This is a genomic window from Citrobacter sp. wls710, assembly GCF_005281115.1.
Classification (GTDB): domain Bacteria; phylum Pseudomonadota; class Gammaproteobacteria; order Enterobacterales; family Enterobacteriaceae; genus Citrobacter; species Citrobacter werkmanii.
On sequence record NZ_SZXD01000029.1, the window covers coordinates 116,314 to 133,957 of the forward strand.

Annotated in this window: 18 protein-coding genes and 1 pseudogene; 8 read left to right on the forward strand and 11 right to left on the reverse strand. The window is 49.1% G+C overall.

The features are described from left to right. The first annotated feature begins 22 nt into the window (after nt 1-22). Nucleotides 23-821 (forward strand): annotated as a pseudogene (locus FDX14_RS12390) (AraC family transcriptional regulator). Here the strand turns inward: FDX14_RS12390 and FDX14_RS12395 are convergent. The 5 genes from FDX14_RS12395 to yeaG all read right to left on the reverse strand — a co-directional run bounded on the left by FDX14_RS12395 (nt 798) and on the right by yeaG (nt 6,995). Then, the gene (locus tag FDX14_RS12395; RefSeq protein ID WP_042308914.1) at nt 798-1,244 is read right to left on the reverse strand and encodes a DUF441 domain-containing protein; all 447 of its coding nucleotides are present in this window, start codon (nt 1,242-1,244) and stop codon (nt 798-800) included. The pseudogene FDX14_RS12390 and the gene FDX14_RS12395 sit on opposite strands and share 24 nt — an antisense overlap. A 125-nt stretch (nt 1,245-1,369) precedes the next feature. Continuing rightward, complete coding sequence (locus FDX14_RS12400; protein WP_137349620.1) at nt 1,370-1,885, reverse strand: YbaK/prolyl-tRNA synthetase associated domain-containing protein; 516 nt, start codon at nt 1,883-1,885, stop codon at nt 1,370-1,372. A 44-nt stretch (nt 1,886-1,929) separates the two neighbouring features. Further along, nucleotides 1,930-3,420, reverse strand: coding sequence for a diguanylate cyclase DgcJ (dgcJ, locus tag FDX14_RS12405; RefSeq protein ID WP_042308909.1), 1,491 nt, complete (start codon nt 3,418-3,420; stop codon nt 1,930-1,932). A 154-nt stretch (nt 3,421-3,574) separates the two neighbouring features. Beyond that, nucleotides 3,575-4,858, reverse strand: coding sequence for a YeaH/YhbH family protein (locus tag FDX14_RS12410; protein ID WP_042308907.1), 1,284 nt, complete (start codon nt 4,856-4,858; stop codon nt 3,575-3,577). A gap of 202 nt (nt 4,859-5,060) precedes the next feature. Further along, nucleotides 5,061-6,995: a protein kinase YeaG gene (yeaG, locus tag FDX14_RS12415; RefSeq protein ID WP_042308906.1), complete on the reverse strand. Its 1,935-nt coding sequence runs from the start codon at nt 6,993-6,995 to the stop codon at nt 5,061-5,063. A gap of 433 nt (nt 6,996-7,428) precedes the next feature. Here yeaG and FDX14_RS12420 point away from each other — a divergent pair, with 433 nt between their 5' ends. The 4 genes from FDX14_RS12420 (at nt 7,429) to FDX14_RS12435 (ending at nt 10,383) form a co-directional block, all read left to right on the forward strand. After that, nucleotides 7,429-8,175, forward strand: a complete 747-nt coding sequence (locus tag FDX14_RS12420; RefSeq protein WP_042308904.1) for a MipA/OmpV family protein — start codon at nt 7,429-7,431, stop codon at nt 8,173-8,175. A gap of 570 nt (nt 8,176-8,745) precedes the next feature. Beyond that, a complete protein-coding gene (locus tag FDX14_RS12425; RefSeq protein WP_048214371.1) occupies nt 8,746-8,988 on the forward strand; it encodes a hypothetical protein in 243 nt (80 codons plus the stop codon). A gap of 10 nt (nt 8,989-8,998) precedes the next feature. After that, the gene (locus tag FDX14_RS12430) at nt 8,999-9,349 is read left to right on the forward strand and encodes a hypothetical protein (protein ID WP_137349621.1); all 351 of its coding nucleotides are present in this window, start codon (nt 8,999-9,001) and stop codon (nt 9,347-9,349) included. A gap of 179 nt (nt 9,350-9,528) precedes the next feature. Further along, nucleotides 9,529-10,383 carry an aldo/keto reductase gene (locus FDX14_RS12435; RefSeq protein WP_137349622.1) on the forward strand — a complete coding sequence of 285 codons (855 nt, stop codon included), beginning with the start codon at nt 9,529-9,531 and terminating at the stop codon, nt 10,381-10,383. 62 nt (nt 10,384-10,445) lie between these two features. On the opposite strand, the gene FDX14_RS12440 is transcribed toward FDX14_RS12435, so the two are convergent. Next, the gene (locus tag FDX14_RS12440; protein ID WP_137349623.1) at nt 10,446-11,330 is read right to left on the reverse strand and encodes a D-hexose-6-phosphate mutarotase; all 885 of its coding nucleotides are present in this window, start codon (nt 11,328-11,330) and stop codon (nt 10,446-10,448) included. Nucleotides 11,331-11,402: 72 nt separating this feature from the next. After that, entirely contained in the window at nt 11,403-12,398 is a 996-nt protein-coding gene (gene gapA, locus FDX14_RS12445; RefSeq protein ID WP_003030697.1) for a glyceraldehyde-3-phosphate dehydrogenase, read from the reverse strand. Nucleotides 12,399-12,739: 341 nt separating this feature from the next. On the opposite strand from gapA, the gene msrB reads away from it, so the two are divergent. Next, the gene (gene msrB, locus FDX14_RS12450) at nt 12,740-13,153 is read left to right on the forward strand and encodes a peptide-methionine (R)-S-oxide reductase MsrB (RefSeq protein ID WP_006684886.1); all 414 of its coding nucleotides are present in this window, start codon (nt 12,740-12,742) and stop codon (nt 13,151-13,153) included. A 42-nt stretch (nt 13,154-13,195) separates the two neighbouring features. Further along, nucleotides 13,196-13,471 (forward strand): YeaC family protein, encoded by a 276-nt coding sequence (locus tag FDX14_RS12455; RefSeq protein WP_079224512.1) that lies wholly within the window; start codon nt 13,196-13,198, stop codon nt 13,469-13,471. 43 nt (nt 13,472-13,514) lie between these two features. On the opposite strand, the gene yajD is transcribed toward FDX14_RS12455, so the two are convergent. After that, nucleotides 13,515-13,859 (reverse strand): HNH nuclease YajD, encoded by a 345-nt coding sequence (gene yajD, locus FDX14_RS12460; RefSeq protein WP_003832478.1) that lies wholly within the window; start codon nt 13,857-13,859, stop codon nt 13,515-13,517. A 94-nt stretch (nt 13,860-13,953) separates the two neighbouring features. Then, on the reverse strand, nt 13,954-15,207 hold the full coding sequence (gene chiD, locus FDX14_RS12465; protein WP_042308894.1) for a chitinase ChiD: 1,254 nt from the start codon (nt 15,205-15,207) through the stop codon (nt 13,954-13,956). 305 nt (nt 15,208-15,512) lie between these two features. Here chiD and FDX14_RS12470 point away from each other — a divergent pair, with 305 nt between their 5' ends. Continuing rightward, nucleotides 15,513-15,866, forward strand: coding sequence for a hypothetical protein (locus FDX14_RS12470; protein WP_042308893.1), 354 nt, complete (start codon nt 15,513-15,515; stop codon nt 15,864-15,866). Nucleotides 15,867-15,900: 34 nt separating this feature from the next. On the opposite strand, the gene pncA is transcribed toward FDX14_RS12470, so the two are convergent. Then, nucleotides 15,901-16,539, reverse strand: coding sequence for a bifunctional nicotinamidase/pyrazinamidase (pncA, locus tag FDX14_RS12475; RefSeq protein ID WP_137349624.1), 639 nt, complete (start codon nt 16,537-16,539; stop codon nt 15,901-15,903). A 13-nt stretch (nt 16,540-16,552) separates the two neighbouring features. Further along, complete coding sequence (gene ansA / locus FDX14_RS12480; RefSeq protein WP_042308891.1) at nt 16,553-17,569, reverse strand: asparaginase; 1,017 nt, start codon at nt 17,567-17,569, stop codon at nt 16,553-16,555. Between the last annotated feature and the right edge of the window lie 75 nt (nt 17,570-17,644).

A 17,644-nucleotide genomic window follows, 5' to 3' on the forward strand; every position in this document is an offset into this window, starting at 1 on the left:
ATCGCTAAAATCGGACATTCTTATGTTGGGACTAAGATTGGATGGGTATGAACCTGACCTTCACCATGATGCCGCGGTGGCGTTCTGCATTCAGGCCCGGGAAGATGAACTCTTTAGTCCGCTGCATCAGCATCGTAAGGGGCAGTTGATTCTGGCTTTGCATGGCGCGATTACCTGCGAGGTCGAAAATGCCATGTGGATGGTGCCTCCCCAATATGCGGTGTGGATCCCTGGTGAAATTCCGCACAGTAACCATGTAACCGTAGGCGCACAATTGTGTTTCTTGTTTATTGAACCTCATGCCGTCGTGATGCCTGATCGCTGTTGTACGCTAAAGATATCTCCCTTGTGTCGGGAGCTTATTCTGGCGCTGGCGTCGAAAACGGACGGCCAGCGGCTGGAACCGTCAACTCAGCGACTGACGCAGGTGCTGTTTGATGAACTCCCGCAGCAGCCGCAGGAGCAACTGCAGTTGCCGGTTTCCGATCATCCGAAAATCCGCAGAATGGTCGCGACGATGGCGCGAGAGCCCGCCCAATGGCAGACGCTGGGGCAGTGGGCCAGCGTATTTGCGATGAGTGAGCGCAACCTTGCCCGGCTGGTCGTCAAAGAAACGGGATTGAGCTTTCGCCGCTGGCGTCATCAGCTGCAGTTGATTCTGGCGCTGCAGGCGCTGATCGATGGTCATAACGTGCAGCAGGTCGCGCAAATGCTCGGTTATGATTCAACCACCGCATTTATCACGATGTTCAAAAAAGGCCTGGGGCAGACTCCAGGCCGTTATCTGAGCTGACTTGCTACTGCTTCCCAACAATCAATGAGACCAGACCTGCCGCAATAAGCGGCCCCACCGGCACGCCGCGAAACAGCGCCACGCCCAGCACCGTACCGACCAGTAAACCGGCAACAAGCTGGGGCTGGCTGCCCATCAACGTGACGCCGCGCCCGCCAAGCCAGGAGACCACCACGCCGACGGCAATCGCGACCAGGGATTTCCAGTTTACAAAGGAGTGAATGAGCGTGGAGGGCGGTAGCGTTCCGCTGGCGATCGGGGCCATTACGCCGATAGTCAGAATAATAATCCCGACGGTCAGGCCCTGTTTTTCAATCCACGGAAAGAACGTATTCAGAGGGGTTACACGGACGATGATCAGCACCAGAATTGAAACAGCGACAGTGGTGTTGTGGCTGACAAAGCCCAGAGCTGCCAGTCCGAGGAGGATCAGCAGAGTGACATCAAACATCGTAGTTTCCTTGCCAAAAGAAAAAATAAGCCTGCTTACTGTACGCGTAAACGCGTGACGGAACAGGCTTTATTTAATGATAATGATTTTTTTTGAGCTAATGCACGATGTGACGTTTTTTACTGCTAACTCGGCTGTGATTGAACGCGGCGGAACGAAATTAATTCCGGTTGTGCAATTCGCAGGTAATCAGCAGTATCCATGATCACGGATTTCTCCAGCATTCCGGCATTAAACGCAATTTCATTATAACGTTCAAACAGCAGCGGATCGGCGACCAGTTTGAGATTCGGATGAAAACTAAACGGTGGGATGGCGCCAAATACGCAACCTGTCAGTTCATCGACCTCCGCCGGGCTGGCGAGCGATGCTCTCAGCCCGCCGATATGACCGGCCAACAGGCTCAGGTCGGCCTGCTGGTCAGCAGATAGAATCGCCAGTACATGCTGATTAACGCCGTTACCCTTTACTTTACAGACCAACGCTTTTGCGCCCTGACCCAGTGCAGTACCGCGAATTTCAGAGACCGCTTCACATTTGCCGACGGCTTCATGGCTAACCACACGATACGTCGCGCCCTGTTCTGATAACAGCGAAATTAAACGCTGATGCGTTGCGTTACCTTTGTTCACTTCCGTCATGACTTGCTCCTGGTACAACAATAAAAATCCTGGCTGAAAAATGATTACGCATCGGCGCGTTTTTTCTGTTTGTTCAGATAGAGTTGCGCATCCGATGCTTTGTAAGCATCATCAATGGTGTCGTTTGGCTGCATATTATAAATCCCGACAGAGAAGCTGATTGATATATCTTGCGCAATAATTTGTAAGTTGTAGCGAATCCGTTCCAGCATGCTGTGCGTTAATTCACTGGGATGATCGATAAGGATGATGCAAAATTCATCCCCGCCAAGGCGGATGGCATAGTCGCTTTTTCGAATAGAGCTCTGAATGGCCTTGGCCAGAAGGGTGATAATGCGATCGCCTTCCTTATGCCCCAATGTGTCATTAATAACTTTTAGCTTATCGCAATCAATGGCGATAAAGGTCACGAGGGTTCCCGTGTTGACCAACTGCTGCAAACGTTGTTCGAGCATCGGCGTCAAAATTTTACGGTTATAGAGTCCGGTCATCGCATCGCTGATATTTTCCCGTGTGACGTTGTGATACAAGCGAAAATGAGTTCTGACCATATTCAGCAGCAGTATCGTTGCCAGGAGATAGAAGACGAATATTTTCCACGATGAGACGATAAAGTACATAAAATCAAGAGATAAGGTGACGCGTATGCCACCAGGGATGTCCTTCTCGTAGTGAACGTAGCGGAATAGATTGGTCTCACTTTGGTGAACGTGGATCTCTTTACCTGAGCTGATATCAGAGAGCGTCACGTTAAGATAGCGCCAGACCAGAGGACGATCGCTGGTATAGAAAATATTCTTTAAATTTTCTTTGTTGATATCCACCATCACCACGCCTTTTAGCTTACCGGCATAGTAGACCGGGGTTAAAAAGCTCATCACCTTTTTCTCGGTCAGGTTATCCTCATAAATGCTGGAAATCACCGTGCGACCCGTGAAAATACCGTCAATATCATTCTGATCGATGCCCAGCGAGCCTTTTTGCAAAAATGTCCAGTTGTGTATCGCAAATTTCCGTGAGTCGATCAGATTATAAAAATAGACGTAGTTATTCTTGAGATCGACGTAGTAGCGAAATTTATACTCCAGCGTTCCTAATCCCTGACCGTAATCTTTTTGCAGGCGATTGACGTTCACCGCCCGGTCAAAAGAGGGTAGCAGGAATACGTCTTCGAGTTGCCCGCTACATTTGGTTGAGGTGGTCTGCAGCGTACCGTGTAATGGCAGGTAATTATGCGTTGTGAGATTGAGCCCATGTGTACCGTTAACGCTATCGAAAGCATCGCAGAACGCTTTTTGTTGTTCGACCGATGCGGGTTCCTTAGGGGATGAAAAGGTGCGCATCAGATGGGCTGCAATACTCTGATTGGTGTACTTATCATAGAGAAAGGAGGAGTCGGCTTTCTCATTGATATAGCGCATATAGGCATTCATTGCCTTATCGCTGGCAATGAGTTCATAAACCAAAAAAGAAGATGTCAAAACAATAACGCTGACTGAGATAAAGAGCCTGAGCGCTTTATGATGCAACTTCATAATGAATTACAGCCCATAGGTTAGAGATGCGATTTTACCACATGCTCCACATTCGCTCTAACGAAGCGGCGGGATAAACCATTGCAAAATGTCACGATCATGATACAGGGTAATGTAATCAGCCGAAGCCGAAGCCTCGGCTGAAAGTGGTCGCTTAATTATTGCTGGTGGTACTTTGCTTATGAAACAGTTCGCGGAATACCGGATAAATGTCATCCTGATCGCGGATATGCTGCATCGCAAAGTTTTCAAAGGTTGATTGCAGATGTTCGTATTCACGCCACAAAGTCTGGTGCGCGCGGCGGGTAATTTCGATATAGCTGTAATATCGCACTACCGGCAGCAGTTTTTTCGCCAGAATCTCATGACACAACGGTGAGTCATCCGCCCAGTTATCACCATCCGACGCCTGTGCGGCATAGATATTCCACTGGGCAGGGTCGTAGCGCTCTTTCACCACTTCATCCATTAACTTCAGCGCGCTGGAGACAATGGTTCCCCCGGTTTCCTGAGAGTAGAAGAACTCATGCTCATCTACCTCTTTCGCCTGGGTGTGGTGGCGAATATAAACCACTTCCACGTTCTTATAGGTGCGGCTTAAGAACAGATACAGCAGAATATAAAAACGCTTTGCCATATCTTTTGTCGACTGATCCATCGAACCGGAGACATCCATCAGACAGAACATCACCGCCTGACTGGAAGGATCGGGCCGTTTTTCATAATTCTTGTAGCGTAAGTCAAAGGTGTCGATAAATGGCACACGTTCGATTTTTGCCCGTAGTTCGGCAATTTCTTTGCGTAACCGTTCTTCTTCCAACAACTGAGCGGGTTCACTTTTTGTGATGGTCTCCAGATCCGCTTCGAGCGCATGCAGTTCGCGACGCTTACCTGCCGTCATTGCCGTGCGGCGCGCCAGTGAATTTTGCAGGGAGCGCACCACGCTGATGTTGGCTGGCACACCGTTAGAGGTAAAACCAGCCCGGTGCGTTTTGTACTCCGTTAGCTGACGCTGCTGATTCTGTTTAAGATTTGGCAGAGCTAAATCTTCGAAAAGCAGATCGAGATATTCATCTTTAGAAATCTGGAAGACGAATTCATCCTGACCCTCGCCATCCTGACTCGCCTGGCCTTGTCCGCTTCCCGAACCGCCGCCTCCGCCCTGTGGACGTTCAATACGGTCATTCTGCACAAAATGGTCGTTACCCGGATGCACGCGATGGCGCAGACCACCGCGCCCCTGATGGAACATCGGTTCGCTAATATCATCGGTAGGAATAGAGACAGATTCGCCGCTATCCACATCAGTCACCGAACGCTTGTTAATGGCCTCGGAGATCGACTGTTTAATTTGCGATTTATAACGGCGTAAGAAGCGCTGGCGGTTTACCGTGCTCTTGTTTTTGCCGTTAAGACGCCGGTCAATAAACCAGGTCATAAGCCCCCCGTACTGCATTTGCCAACTTACGCTTCATCCTTCAAGTTGTCTCCGCGTTGGCTGCATTCGCTCACCCAGTCACGTACTTATGTACGCTCCTGGGAATTCACTCATTTGCCGCCTTGATACCTCTTGAATGATTTCGCGTACAGAAGAAATATTGGCCCGGTAAACGGATAAATTGTCCGGGCCATTTATGCTCTTAAGACGATTTACGTACGCGCAAATACCATTCGCACAGTAAACGTACCTGCTTACGCGTGTAGCCTTTTTCCATCATACGGTCGACAAAATCGTCGTGCTTTTTCTGCTCGTCAGTCGAGGTTTTGGCGTTGAACGAAATAACCGGCAGCAGCTCCTCGGTATTAGAGAACATTTTCTTCTCAATCACCGTGCGCAGTTTTTCGTAACTGGTCCAGTTTGGATTGCGACCGCTGTTATTCGCTCTGGCGCGCAGAACAAAGTTGACGATCTCGTTACGGAAGTCTTTCGGGTTACTGATACCAGCTGGCTTCTCAATTTTCTCCAGCTCTGCGTTCAGCGACTCGCGATCGAACAGTTGACCGGTATCCGGGTCACGATACTCCTGATCCTGAATCCAGAAATCCGCGTAGGTGACATAACGGTCGAATATGTTCTGTCCGTATTCGGAATAGGATTCGAGATAAGCCGTCTGAATCTCTTTGCCAATAAATTCAGCATATTTAGGGATCAGATAGCCTTTCAGGAACTCAAGATAACGTTCTGCCATTTCCTGCGGGAACTGCTCACGCTCGATTTGTTGTTCCAGGACGTAGAACAGATGCACCGGGTTTGCCGCGACTTCGGCATGATCAAAGTTAAAGACGCGAGAGAGGATCTTAAACGCGAAACGCGTGGACAGACCGTTCATACCCTCATCGACCCCGGCGTAATCCCGATACTCCTGATAGGATTTCGCTTTTGGATCGGTATCTTTCAGACTTTCGCCATCGTAAACGCGCATCTTCGAGTAAATGCTCGAGTTCTCAGGTTCTTTCAGGCGAGAAAGAATGGTGAAGCGAGAGAGCGTCTCCAGCGTGCCTGGTGCGCAAGGCGCATGGGTCAGCTCACTGTGGTTAAGCAATTTCTCGTAGATTTTGATCTCTTCGGAGATCCGCAAGCAATAAGGCACTTTGACAATGTAAACACGGTCAAGGAACGCCTCATTGTTTTTGTTATTGCGGAACGTCACCCATTCGGACTCGTTCGAGTGGGCAAGAATAATTCCGTTAAACGGCAGGGCAGAGATACCTTCTGTCCCGTTGTAGTTTCCTTCCTGGGTGGCGGTCAGCAGAGGATGCAGCACTTTAATCGGTGCTTTAAACATCTCTACGAACTCCATAATCCCCTGGTTAGCGCGGCACAACGCACCCGAGTAACCGTAGGCATCAGGATCGTTCTGAGCATGGTGTTCGAGTTTACGAATATCCACTTTCCCGACCAGCGCAGAGATATCCTGGTTGTTTTCATCACCAGGTTCCGTTTTGGCGATAGCGATCTGCTCCAGAATAGACGGCCAGACTTTGACGACGCGGAATTTCGTGATGTCCCCGCCAAACTCGTGCAGACGTTTCGCCGCCCATGGCGACATGATCGTCCCGAGATAGCGACGCGGGATCCCATACTCTTTTTCCAGGATCTGCGCGTCTTCCTGTGGATTAAACAAGCACAACGGATGATCGTTAACCGGGCTACGTTCGCCATTGGCGCTCAGGACATAAATCGGAACTCTCTGCATCAGCGACTTGAGTCGTTCAGCGAGAGATGATTTCCCCCCTCCCACAGGCCCCAACAGATACAGAATCTGTTTCTTCTCTTCCAGACCTTGAGCTGCATGTTTCAAATAAGAAACAATCTGCTCAATGGCGTCTTCCATGCCGTAAAACTCTTCGAAAGCGGGATAGCGTGCAATTACCCGATTCGAAAAGAGTCGAGAAAGACGAGGTTCGTGGGCAGTGTCAACCATGACAGGTTCACCAATAGCCATTAATAGCCGCTCTGCCGCGTTGGCATAAGCACTGCGATCTTGCCGACAAGTGGTAAGAAACTCCTGCAGCGTGAACTCTTCGTCCTTGGCAGCTTCATAACGCTGGCGATAGTGATCGAATATATTCATGGTATGCCGTCCTTTCGTTTTTTAGCACATGTTAAGAGCCGTTCATATGAATAGTAGAGGCCCCTGAAGAGGTAAACTGAACGACGTCGCTGCTGAAGAAATAAGCAACTCTCATGCCATTTTGATGGTCAGGAGATCAACGTATTCGGTGATACACCTTCTAAAATTAAGCGTAGATGGCATTTGCAAAACTTGCATGGATGCGCAAATGAATTTCAACGGCATATCAATAACTCATCAGCAAAAAAAGCACACCTTATGTAAAGAAATGGGGCAGATTTCATGCAGTGTTCACTGTCCTGCAAGCAAAATGTCATCACTCATTGAGAAATTAGGGGGTTACATTCCTGGACTAATACGTAAAATAGTTGGGCTGAAGCGTATTGGCGATTACACTTTGACCGCTACACATTTGAATAAGGAATTATGGATTGTGACCAAACTCAAACTTCTGGCACTTGGCGTCCTTGCCGCAACCGCAGTTAGCACCGCACAGGCGGAAAGCCAGTGGACTGTTGGTGCAGGTGTCGGCGTGATTAACAGCCCGTACAAACAGTATGACCGCGATGTTTATCCCGTTCCGGTTGTCACCTATGAAGGCGATAACGTCTGGTTCCACGGTCTGGGTGGCGGCTACTATCTGTGGAATGACGCGGCAGATAAGCTCTCCATCATGGCATACTATGATCCGACCCACTTCAAGCCGGGTGACAGCGACAGCCATGCTTTGCGCCAACTCGACAAGCGTAAAAGCAGCCTGATGGCTGGCCTCTCGTATGTACATAACACCCAGTATGGTTTCCTGCGTACCGCTCTGGCGGGTGATACCCTGGATAACAGCAACGGCTTTATCTGGGATCTGGCATGGCTCTACCGTTACACTAACGGTGCGCTGACTTTGACGCCGGGTATCGGTGTGCAGTACAGCAGCGAAAACTACAACGACTATTATTATGGCGTGTCCAATCACGAGTCTCGCCGCAGTGGTCTGAAAAGCTACAGCGCTGACGATGGATGGGATCCATACCTGGAGTTGACCGCGAGCTATAACTTCCTTGGCAACTGGAACGTATACGGCACTGGCCGTTATGTGCGTTTGAGTGATGAAGTGAAGGATAGCCCGATGGTCGATAAGTCCTGGTCTGGCATCTTCTCGGTAGGTGTGACCTACAAGTTCTGATGCTACTGCGTGTCAAACACAAGCCTGCAGACATGCAGGCTTTTTTATGTTTTGCGGGGATGAATATTGATCTAAAACATGAGATTGCATTTTTATAGTGGTTTTATGTTTCGCCTGGCCGCAACGATTATTTAACCTGGTATTTCTTTTGCCGTTACTAAAAATAAACCTCTCATTTGATTAGCCTGATAGCTATTGTTTTTTTGCATGAGGTAATATCGCCATGCCTTAATGATTTATTGTTCTGGGCTGTCGTTTTCTGGCTTCATAATTTATTGATAATACAGGGTTTGTTGTATCGCGATGCGCGGGGTATTTATTCTCAAGTGGCATAAAGATAACTGATAACTATTTGGGCTTATTTTGAATGTTAACTTTCAGGTGGAAAAAATAAAAATTAATCATTTGTTTTTATTTTACATCCTTTAGGTATTTGTCTGAAAAAATTAAAATTGACATTAAATATCCTATTGCCGATATTCATTAAACTTTAAAAGTAGTGATAGCAACTCTCGTGGTAAGGCCTTAAATATGCCACGAGGATATCTTGAGTAAAACCTGGTATAAATAATGAAAAAGTTAATCATGATAGCTGTGATGGGCGGGATCCTGGCTGGATGCACCAGCGAGGCTTCACGCATGAGTGCATGCGAAAGCAAAGGGATCAGCCGCGATGCCTGCTACATCGCCGAACAAAACCGTCAGGCGACAATCAATGCCGCGGCTGAAAAACAGGCCCTGGAAAACGCGCAAAATTTGTATAGCTCTGATGGTACCCATTCCGACCATCACCACAAACACGATAAATACTAAGGTTTAACTCATGAAGAAATTAATTATTATCGCTGCGCTGGTGGCTTTATCTGCTGCGCCTGCTTATGCTATCAGCGAAGCATATCGTCAGCAATTACAGCATGAACACAAAACTCAGGTCAGCGATGCTAATGCCCCGGTGCACGCCAGCAAAACCACACCCGTGCATGTGAATAAACTGGGCGTGGACTTTAAACGTGGTGCTGATGGTATTGCATATATTAATGGCAGCCCTGCGGCAAACGATGAAAACAATGCGGATGCACAATCCTACAGTGCGGGCTTGATTTCCGTCATCGTCTATAAAAATGGAAAAATTAACGCCATGAAAGAAGGTAAATATTTAGGTCGGTTGAAATAAGCGCTGTACAGCTATAATTATTCGTTATTTCGGCCCGGGACTGCATCAGAGCCTGGGCTTTTTACTTTAATCGCATTAACGGGCGACACGCCAAACTATGATGGTGCAATTTGTGCACCATAACAGGACACATGTCTGTTGTTTTGCTTTACTGTGGTGCATTAACACAGGAGGGTGCGATGACAGCAAAACAGGTGATGTTTACGGAGCAGGTATCGCTGCCTGCTATTGGGCAGGGGACATGGTATATGGGCGAGGATTCAGCCCGACGTCGGGATGAAGTCGCCGCGTTACGGGCTGGGCTGGATCTTGGCCTGCGATTGATTGATACAGCCGAAATGTACGCAGATGGTGCAGCGGAAGAGGTTGTTGGCGAGGCGCTGGCCGGTCGGCGTGATAGCGCTTTTTTAGTTTCGAAGGTTTACCCATGGAATGCCGCGGGTCAGAAAGCGATCGCCGCCTGCGAAGCCAGTCTGCGTCGTCTGAAAACTGATTATCTGGACCTCTATTTGTTGCACTGGACGGGAGACTTTTCATTTGCTGACACCGTCGACGCTATGGAAATACTCATCGCGCAGGGGAAAATCCGCCGCTGGGGCGTCTCTAATCTCGATTACGATGATATGCAGGCATTATGGCAGGTTGCGGGTGGACGGCAGTGTGCAACTAATCAGGTGCTCTATCATTTAGCATCGCGCGGCATTGAATATGATTTACTGCCATGGTGCCAGCAACAGCAGATGCCGGTTATGGCCTACAGTCCGCTGGCTCAGGCAGGGCGGCTCCGGGGGAACTTGCTTTCTAACCCAGTGGTCAATGACATTGCGCGCGCCCACAATGCCAGCGCTGCGCAGATTTTGCTGGCATGGGTTATTCGTCTTCCGGGGGTGATGGCCATTCCAAAAGCCGCAAACGTGGCGCATGTCGAACAGAACGCCGCGGCACTGGAGATAAGGCTCTCTGCCGATGAGCTGAAGCAGTTAGATAAGGCATATCCGGCGCCAAAAGGTAAAACGGCGCTGGATATGGCCTGATTTGCCGCATGGCGTGCTGAGTTGCCTGACGGCGCAAACACTATCAGGCAACTAACACGATCTTAGCGTTTAGCAACACGAATCGTTTGTGCCAGACGAGACGGTTTTTCTTCGGTGGTTTTCTGCGGTGCCGTGGCGTAAGCCGTTTCTACGCAAACAAACGTTTTGTAGCCGTCATCCGGCATGTCGCCCATGCTGACAGACAGCGCCGGGCCTGGGTTCCAGCCCACGACATTCAGATGGTGGTGGTGGATTACGTCAATATTGCGATTCAGCGCATCATCATGAATGACGCTGCATGCTTCCGGATTCAGATAGACACGATCGGTACGGTCCGGGAAGGTCTGGATACCATCAGCCAGTACGTCTTCTTTGGCATCATTCACTTTATCGATCAGACGATCGCCAAGACCGCTGACCTTCACTGCCGCAATATTACCCACATTGAAATAGGTATGCAGCGCGGAGGTAGTTTCAAACTCACCGTGCGCTTCCAGCTCCATCTCGCAGGTGGCGCCCACTTTGAAACGGGCCAGCAGACAGAACTCGTGCGGCCAAAGCTGACGCGTTTCAGCGCTACTTTGCAGTTCGAACGTCAGAACTACACCGTTCTCGTCTTCGTTATGCGCTTTCAGCGTCCATGGCAGGTTACGGGCAAAACCATGAGACGGTAGGCCAGGCTGAGCGGCAGGGCCAAACCACGGCCAGCAAATCGGTACGCCGCCACGCAGCGCAACACCGGTTTTAAACGGCGTATTGTTACTTAACCACAGGACTTCTTCTTCACCGTTTGGTTTCCAGGAAAGAAGATGTGCGCCCTGCAGCGCAAAAGAGGCTTTAACCTGCGGGTGATCGACAACAATGACCTCAAGCTCATCAAGCTGACGGCGGGAGAGGACCGGGGCAATTTGTTCGACTACCGGAAGTGCAAAAATTTTATTAATCATTACGCAATCCTTTCTTCAGGCAAAAAAAAGAGCGACCGTAGTCGCTCTTACAGATTACTGTTTCATCTCAACTTATTTGGAGATGTGAGCAATCAGATCCAGAACTTTGTTGGAGTAGCCGGTTTCGTTGTCGTACCAGGATACCAGTTTCACGAAGTTGTCGTTCAGTGCGATACCTGCTTTAGCATCGAACACGGAAGTGCAAACTTCACCGTTGAAATCGGTAGATACTACGTCGTCTTCGGTGTAACCCAGAACGCCTTTCATCGGGCCTTCGGAAGCAGCTTTGATTGCTTTCTTAATTTCTTCGTAAGAAGCAGCTTTTTCCAGACGAACGGTCAGGTCAACAACGGATACGTTCGGGGTAGGAACGCGGAACGCCATACCAGTCAGTTTGCCGTTCAGTTCTGGCAGTACTTTACCTACAGCTTTAGCAGCACCGGTAGAGGACGGGATGATGTTCTGGGATGCGCCGCGGCCGCCGCGCCAGTCTTTGTGAGACGGGCCATCAACGGTTTTCTGAGTAGCGGTGGTCGCGTGAACAGTAGTCATCAGACCTTCGATGATGCCGAAGTTGTCGTTGATAACTTTAGCCAGCGGAGCCAGGCAGTTAGTGGTGCAGGAAGCGTTAGAAACGATGTCCTGACCTTCGTATTTGTCAAAGTTAGCGCCTTTAACAAACATCGGAGTGTTATCTTTGGACGGACCAGTCAGAACCACTTTTTTCGCGCCAGCAGTGATGTGCTTACGAGCGGTTTCATCTGTCAGGAACAGGCCAGTAGCTTCAGCTACTACGTCAACACCAACTTCGTCCCATTTCAGGTTAGCCGGATCACGTTCAGCGGTAACACGGATTTTTTTACCGTTTACGATCAGATGACCGTCTTTCACTTCAACGGTACCGTTGAAACGGCCGTGAGTGGAGTCATATTTCAGCATGTAAGCCATGTAGTCAGCGTCTAACAGGTCGTTGATTGCAACGATCTCGATGTCAGAGCGTTCTTGAGCAGCACGGAAAACAATGCGACCGATACGGCCAAAACCGTTGATACCTACTTTGATAGTCATATATTCCACCAGCTATTTGTTAGTGAATAAAAGGTTGCCTGTAAAATTACAAAAACCTTACGCAGCGTCAAGCGGAATCGTGTCAATCATTGCGACAAATCAATCTGCTGCCTAAGCTTTGCGCAACTGACTCGCCTCACTCTTCCTTTGGGCTTGAAACCACATGGGGTCGGCGGCCCGAATTTTAAAGGGCAATCAAGATAAAAACGTGATTATGATCACGAATTGCAGGCTGCCATTTCGCAAGGATCAAGTTTAGAACAAAAGTTCGCACTCCGGTGTTAATGTTTTGTTAGAATCTGTCTCGTGATGTGAGTTTAGATAAAGCGAGATGTGAGCAAATGGCTAATCAACCTTCTCCAGAAGAACTGAAAAAAAATTTAACAGAAATGCAGTTCTACGTGACGCAAAATCACGGGACAGAACCGCCATTTACCGGGCGTTTGCTGCATAACAAGCGTGACGGCATCTACCACTGTTTGATCTGCGATAAACCGCTATTTCGTTCCGAGACAAAATATGACTCTGGCTGCGGCTGGCCCAGCTTTTACGAGCCTGTGAGCGAAGAGGCTATCCGTTACATAAAAGATACCTCGCATGGTATGCAGCGCATTGAAATCCGCTGTGGGAACTGTGATGCGCACCTGGGACACGTCTTCCCGGATGGCCCAAAACCTACCGGTGAGCGCTACTGCGTTAACTCAGCCTCTTTGAACTTTACCGATGGCGAAAACGGTGAACAAATTAAGGGTTAAAGAAACGATTCAGCAAATTATTCTACGGAGAGTGGATTTAACATGAATCTTGATGAGATGATCAACAGCATGACGCCGGAAGTTTATCAGCGCTTATCTACCGCCGTTGAACTCGGAAAATGGCCGGATGGCGTGGCGCTAACGGCGGAACAAAAAGAGAACAGCTTACAGCTGGTGATGTTATGGCAGGCGCGCAACAACGTTGATGCGCAGCATATGACGATTGATACCAACGGTGAGATGGTGATGAAGAGCAAGCAGCAGCTAAAAGTCGAATTTGGTATTACGCCCGAACCTATTGCAACGTTCAAATCCTGAGAATCCTGGCCCGGCAGTCACGATGTCGGGCCCGCTGTCGCTGTTATTTTTTGTTCATCATCGCCTTCAGATCGGCAAATGGATTATATTTAGCTTCGCCGACAGCCTTCTGCGCATCTTCGCCGGCAACCACCGTTGAGCCATACTGATCCGCTTCTGTATATTTGGAATGTTCGTGATCGTGGCAATACAAGCACAACATTTCCCAGTTGCTACCATCTTCCGGGTTATTGGAGTGATCGTGATCGATATGGTGTACCGTCAACTCGCGCAAATTTGAATAGACAAACTCACGGGAACAACGTCCGCAGACCCAGGGGAAGAGCTTAAGCGCTTTTTCCCGGTAACCAACTTCCAGACGGGCGTAATTTTTAGGGATAAAAGCCATAAAAGCTCATGCCTCCAATAGAAAATGAAGAGCTGCGCCAAAGGCTGGCGCAGCGGAATTCGGTAATCATAACCTATTGTGTCAGGCGTTGGGATCAGTGTTTGATGCCTAATGAATCAGCCAACTGCTTAGCCAGTTGATTGTTGTCATCCGCACCGTATTCCCAGAACATAGCGCCTCCCAGCCCCTTACTCTTGATATAGTCGGCTTTGATCGCCACCGAGCGCGGGTTTTCATAGGAGAGGGCAAAGAGCGTTTTCCCGTCTGCTGACTGTACCGACAGCCACGGTACTTTCGCCTCATCATCCCAATGCTGGCTAAAGCGCTTCTGCGGATCGTTGATCAGCTTCGCCACGATATCGTTGTACTTCACATAGGTATCTTTGCTCAGATCGACGCCCAGTGATTTGAACAACGCAATTTGTGCTGCTTCGAAATAGGGTTGGGTGGCAGGATTCTTCTGCGCGTCAGGCTTGCTCCAGTCAATTCCCGGTTCAACAGCGCGTTTTGGCACGCGTCCATAAAAACCAATACCCAGATTCATCTGGCTCGGCTTTAACCCGGCGGCGAGATAGTTATTAACCACAAAGTCCGCACTGTACTTATCAGCGGCGGCGACCGTCGGCCATTTCGTCGAATCATACAGGTTTGAGTTGAAATATTGAGTGCCGTAGGCCATGTCATAGGTCATCAGATTGATATAGTCGAGTGATGGCGCAATGGCTTTCACATCCACCCAACTTTTCGGACTTTCCGCATTCGCGCCCACGGCAATGGTCAGTAGCTTTTTGTGCCCCAATGCTGCCCGCAGCTCTTTTAACAGCGCGGTAAAGTTAGCGCGGTCGGTTGGTTGGCTTTCGACCAGTCCCCAGGCGCCATTGACCGGATATTCCCAGTCGAGGTCGATGCCATCCAGACCGTATTTCTCAATGATCTCCTGCACAGACTGAATGAATACTGCACGTGTTTCTTTCGTCGCCGCCGCGCCTGAGAATCCACGCGCACCCCAGCCCCCAACAGAAAGCAGAACTTTCAGATTCGGGTTCTGCTTACGCAGTTCCGGGATTTTCTGCAAATCAGCCTGCACCTTCTCTGAAAGCCAAATCTGATGCAGCTTGCTTGCGTCTTTTAAGGCGGCATTGGTTTCGTCTTTTTCGTTGTTGTAGATCAGACCAAACGAATAGTTGAGGTGGGTTATCTGGCGCACATCCAGTTTATTGATATCGCCACCAGGACCGGCAGTGACATCGCCGCCACCATTAAAGTAACCAACTGACATCAGTGAATTGGCGGAAACAACGCTGGCGCAGAGCAGGGGGAATGCTGCCAACAAAGGCAATAGTTTCATCGGTGTTCCTCTTTGACATTTAAACAAGTAAACACGCCACGGAAATGGCGTGGCGAAAAAACAACCATTGGACCATAGCATTGCCGCTACGTTAAATCTGCGAGATGGTTCACGTAGGGACGATTGTGTGGAGGAAGAGAACTGAAGCGAGAGAAATTTCAAAAATAGGTTATTAAGTAATTTGTTTGGTTAATTTATTCATTATTCATATCAATATAGGCATTATTCTTATTTGAAAATTTATCTATTGAACAACGTAATAAACAACTTCATTATCAGAAAATAATCAATAGATGAGTTAAAAAATGTCTGCCTGGAAATGTATTGTTTCATGGTTAAAAGGAGATTATCCGCTGGGGTTCACTTACTGGATAACGGGAGTTCTGCCTGGCGCGTTATTAGCTGGGTCTTTTTATACCCTCACTTATCAGTTAGAGCATGGCACGATGTCGGCTGACACTGGGTTGGTGGTATTAATCGCATTTACATCGGTTATTCTAATTTATACACCGCTTTCTTTGTGGGCTATCACCGCAAGCACTATACGGTATCAAGGTTTACTATTGTGGAAAGTCTTGGCTTTTCTTGCTGTGGGAAGAGGTGCTTTGTCATATTTACAGGGCGTATTTATGATTATTATGGAATTCGTTAAAGTATAACTAAGGTGCCCATTATATATGGGCACCCTTTATTTTAACCTTGGGTTTCTTCCCAATCTGCCAGCGTATACAAAGTCGCACCCGCCGCCGACATTTCCATAAAAGCGTTTGCGCTGTCCTGTGGGTGAATATTGACGCCACGACAACCGTCGATGATGACGCTGACGGCGTAGCCCAGATCGAGCGCATCCAGAACGGTAAATTTGACGCAATAATCGGTAGCCAGACCCATGATAACAAGCTCGGCAACGCGATGTTCGAGCAGCCATGCGTTCAGTGCGGTTGCCTGACGACGACCATTATCAAAAAACGCACTATAACTGTCGACCAGCGGGTTTTCGCCCTTAGTGAACGTTTGCGCTATCGCGCGCTGGTTCAGCAGAGGATGCAGGGCGGCCCCTTCGCTGTTTTGCACACAATGATCGGGCCAGAACGTCTGCGGCAGGTCATCCAGTTGCCCCTGACTGTAAGGCGCGACCTGGTGCTGGCTGGCAAAACTACCATGATTAGCTGGATGCCAGTCCAGACTGGCGACGACGCTGTCACCGCGTGATGCACACCAGTCGATCATGCGGTTGGCAATATCGATTGTGCTGTCACCTTGCGGGACGGCGAGGGCGCCGCCAGCACAAAAGTCATTTTGTAAATCGACCAACAGTAAGGTTCGGGCCATGGCATAGACTCCTTTATTCGTCTGGGGTGAGCTCGCCACGCAGATTTTGCGACATTGCTTGACGAATGCTCTGCGTATCCAGCCCCTGACTCAGCAAATAGTGCAGTTTGGTGAGGGTTGCTTCGACCGTCATATCCGCCCCGCCGATAACGCCAGCATGCGCCAGCGCGTTCCCCGTCGCATAACCGCCCATGTTCACCTTGCCAGACATACACTGCGTAAGGTTAACCACCACGATGCCGCGTGAGCTGGCATCTTCTAGCTCTTGCAGAAACTCTTTATTTTGTGGCGCATTGCCCACGCCGTAAGAGCGCAAAATTAACGCTTTAACCGGCTGGCGCAAGAAGTTGCGTACCACATCGGCAGAGATCCCAGGATAAATGGTGACCACGCCAATCGGTTGGGGCGTGATAGGGTGAACAATCAACTCGCCCGTACCGTGGGGCGCTGGTGGTGTTCCCAGTCGACGGATATGGATCCCGGCTTCCAGTAATGGGGCAAGATTGGGTGAGGCAAAGGCGTCAAAACCATCAGCGTGCGCTTTGGTGGTACGGTTGCCGCGAAACAGTCGATTATTGAAGAACAGGGTCACTTCGTTGATCGGATAATTCGCTGCAACGTAGAGCGCATTCAGCAAATTAATTTGTCCATCGGAGCGTAATTCTGCCAGCGGAATTTGTGACCCTGTCACAATGACCGGTTTGCCGAGATTCTCCAGCATGAAAGAGAGCGCCGAAGCGGTAAACGCCATGGTGTCTGTACCGTGCAGAATGACAAAGCCATCGTAATCGTCATAGTGCGATTTAATGTCTTCCGCAATATGCTGCCAGTCTTCCGGCGTCATATCAGAAGAATCCATCAGCGGATCGTATTCATGGATGGTGAAGTCTGGCATCTCAGGGCGGTGGAATTCAGGCATCAATGCCAGCTGGCGCTGGAGATGACCAGAAACAGGGATATAACCCTGTTCTGAGCGCTGCATACCAATGGTACCGCCGGTATAGGCAACGTAAATCGATTTCTTTTGCATGGGCGTCACAGATTAAGTTGTGCATAAACAGGCGCAGTATAAAGTCCCTCCTGAAAAAAGACAGCGCAAATGACG

Excerpts from the sequence above, each read along its gene's own strand:
- FDX14_RS12395 (WP_042308914.1), bottom strand. The coding sequence starts at position 1,244 with ATGTTTGATGTCACTCTGCTGATCCTCCTCGGACTGGCAGCTCTGGGC.
- FDX14_RS12400 (WP_137349620.1), bottom strand. The coding sequence starts at position 1,885 with ATGACGGAAGTGAACAAAGGTAACGCAACGCATCAGCGTTTAATTTCG.
- dgcJ (WP_042308909.1), bottom strand. The coding sequence starts at position 3,420 with ATGAAGTTGCATCATAAAGCGCTCAGGCTCTTTATCTCAGTCAGCGTT.
- FDX14_RS12410 (WP_042308907.1), bottom strand. The coding sequence starts at position 4,858 with ATGACCTGGTTTATTGACCGGCGTCTTAACGGCAAAAACAAGAGCACG.
- yeaG (WP_042308906.1), bottom strand. The coding sequence starts at position 6,995 with ATGAATATATTCGATCACTATCGCCAGCGTTATGAAGCTGCCAAGGAC.
- FDX14_RS12425 (WP_048214371.1), top strand. The coding sequence starts at position 8,746 with ATGAAAAAGTTAATCATGATAGCTGTGATGGGCGGGATCCTGGCTGGA.
- FDX14_RS12430 (WP_137349621.1), top strand. The coding sequence starts at position 8,999 with ATGAAGAAATTAATTATTATCGCTGCGCTGGTGGCTTTATCTGCTGCG.
- FDX14_RS12435 (WP_137349622.1), top strand. The coding sequence starts at position 9,529 with ATGACAGCAAAACAGGTGATGTTTACGGAGCAGGTATCGCTGCCTGCT.
- FDX14_RS12440 (WP_137349623.1), bottom strand. The coding sequence starts at position 11,330 with ATGATTAATAAAATTTTTGCACTTCCGGTAGTCGAACAAATTGCCCCG.
- gapA (WP_003030697.1), bottom strand. The coding sequence starts at position 12,398 with ATGACTATCAAAGTAGGTATCAACGGTTTTGGCCGTATCGGTCGCATT.
- msrB (WP_006684886.1), top strand. The coding sequence starts at position 12,740 with ATGGCTAATCAACCTTCTCCAGAAGAACTGAAAAAAAATTTAACAGAA.
- FDX14_RS12455 (WP_079224512.1), top strand. The coding sequence starts at position 13,196 with ATGAATCTTGATGAGATGATCAACAGCATGACGCCGGAAGTTTATCAG.
- yajD (WP_003832478.1), bottom strand. The coding sequence starts at position 13,859 with ATGGCTTTTATCCCTAAAAATTACGCCCGTCTGGAAGTTGGTTACCGG.
- chiD (WP_042308894.1), bottom strand. The coding sequence starts at position 15,207 with ATGAAACTATTGCCTTTGTTGGCAGCATTCCCCCTGCTCTGCGCCAGC.
- FDX14_RS12470 (WP_042308893.1), top strand. The coding sequence starts at position 15,513 with ATGTCTGCCTGGAAATGTATTGTTTCATGGTTAAAAGGAGATTATCCG.
- pncA (WP_137349624.1), bottom strand. The coding sequence starts at position 16,539 with ATGGCCCGAACCTTACTGTTGGTCGATTTACAAAATGACTTTTGTGCT.
- ansA (WP_042308891.1), bottom strand. The coding sequence starts at position 17,569 with ATGCAAAAGAAATCGATTTACGTTGCCTATACCGGCGGTACCATTGGT.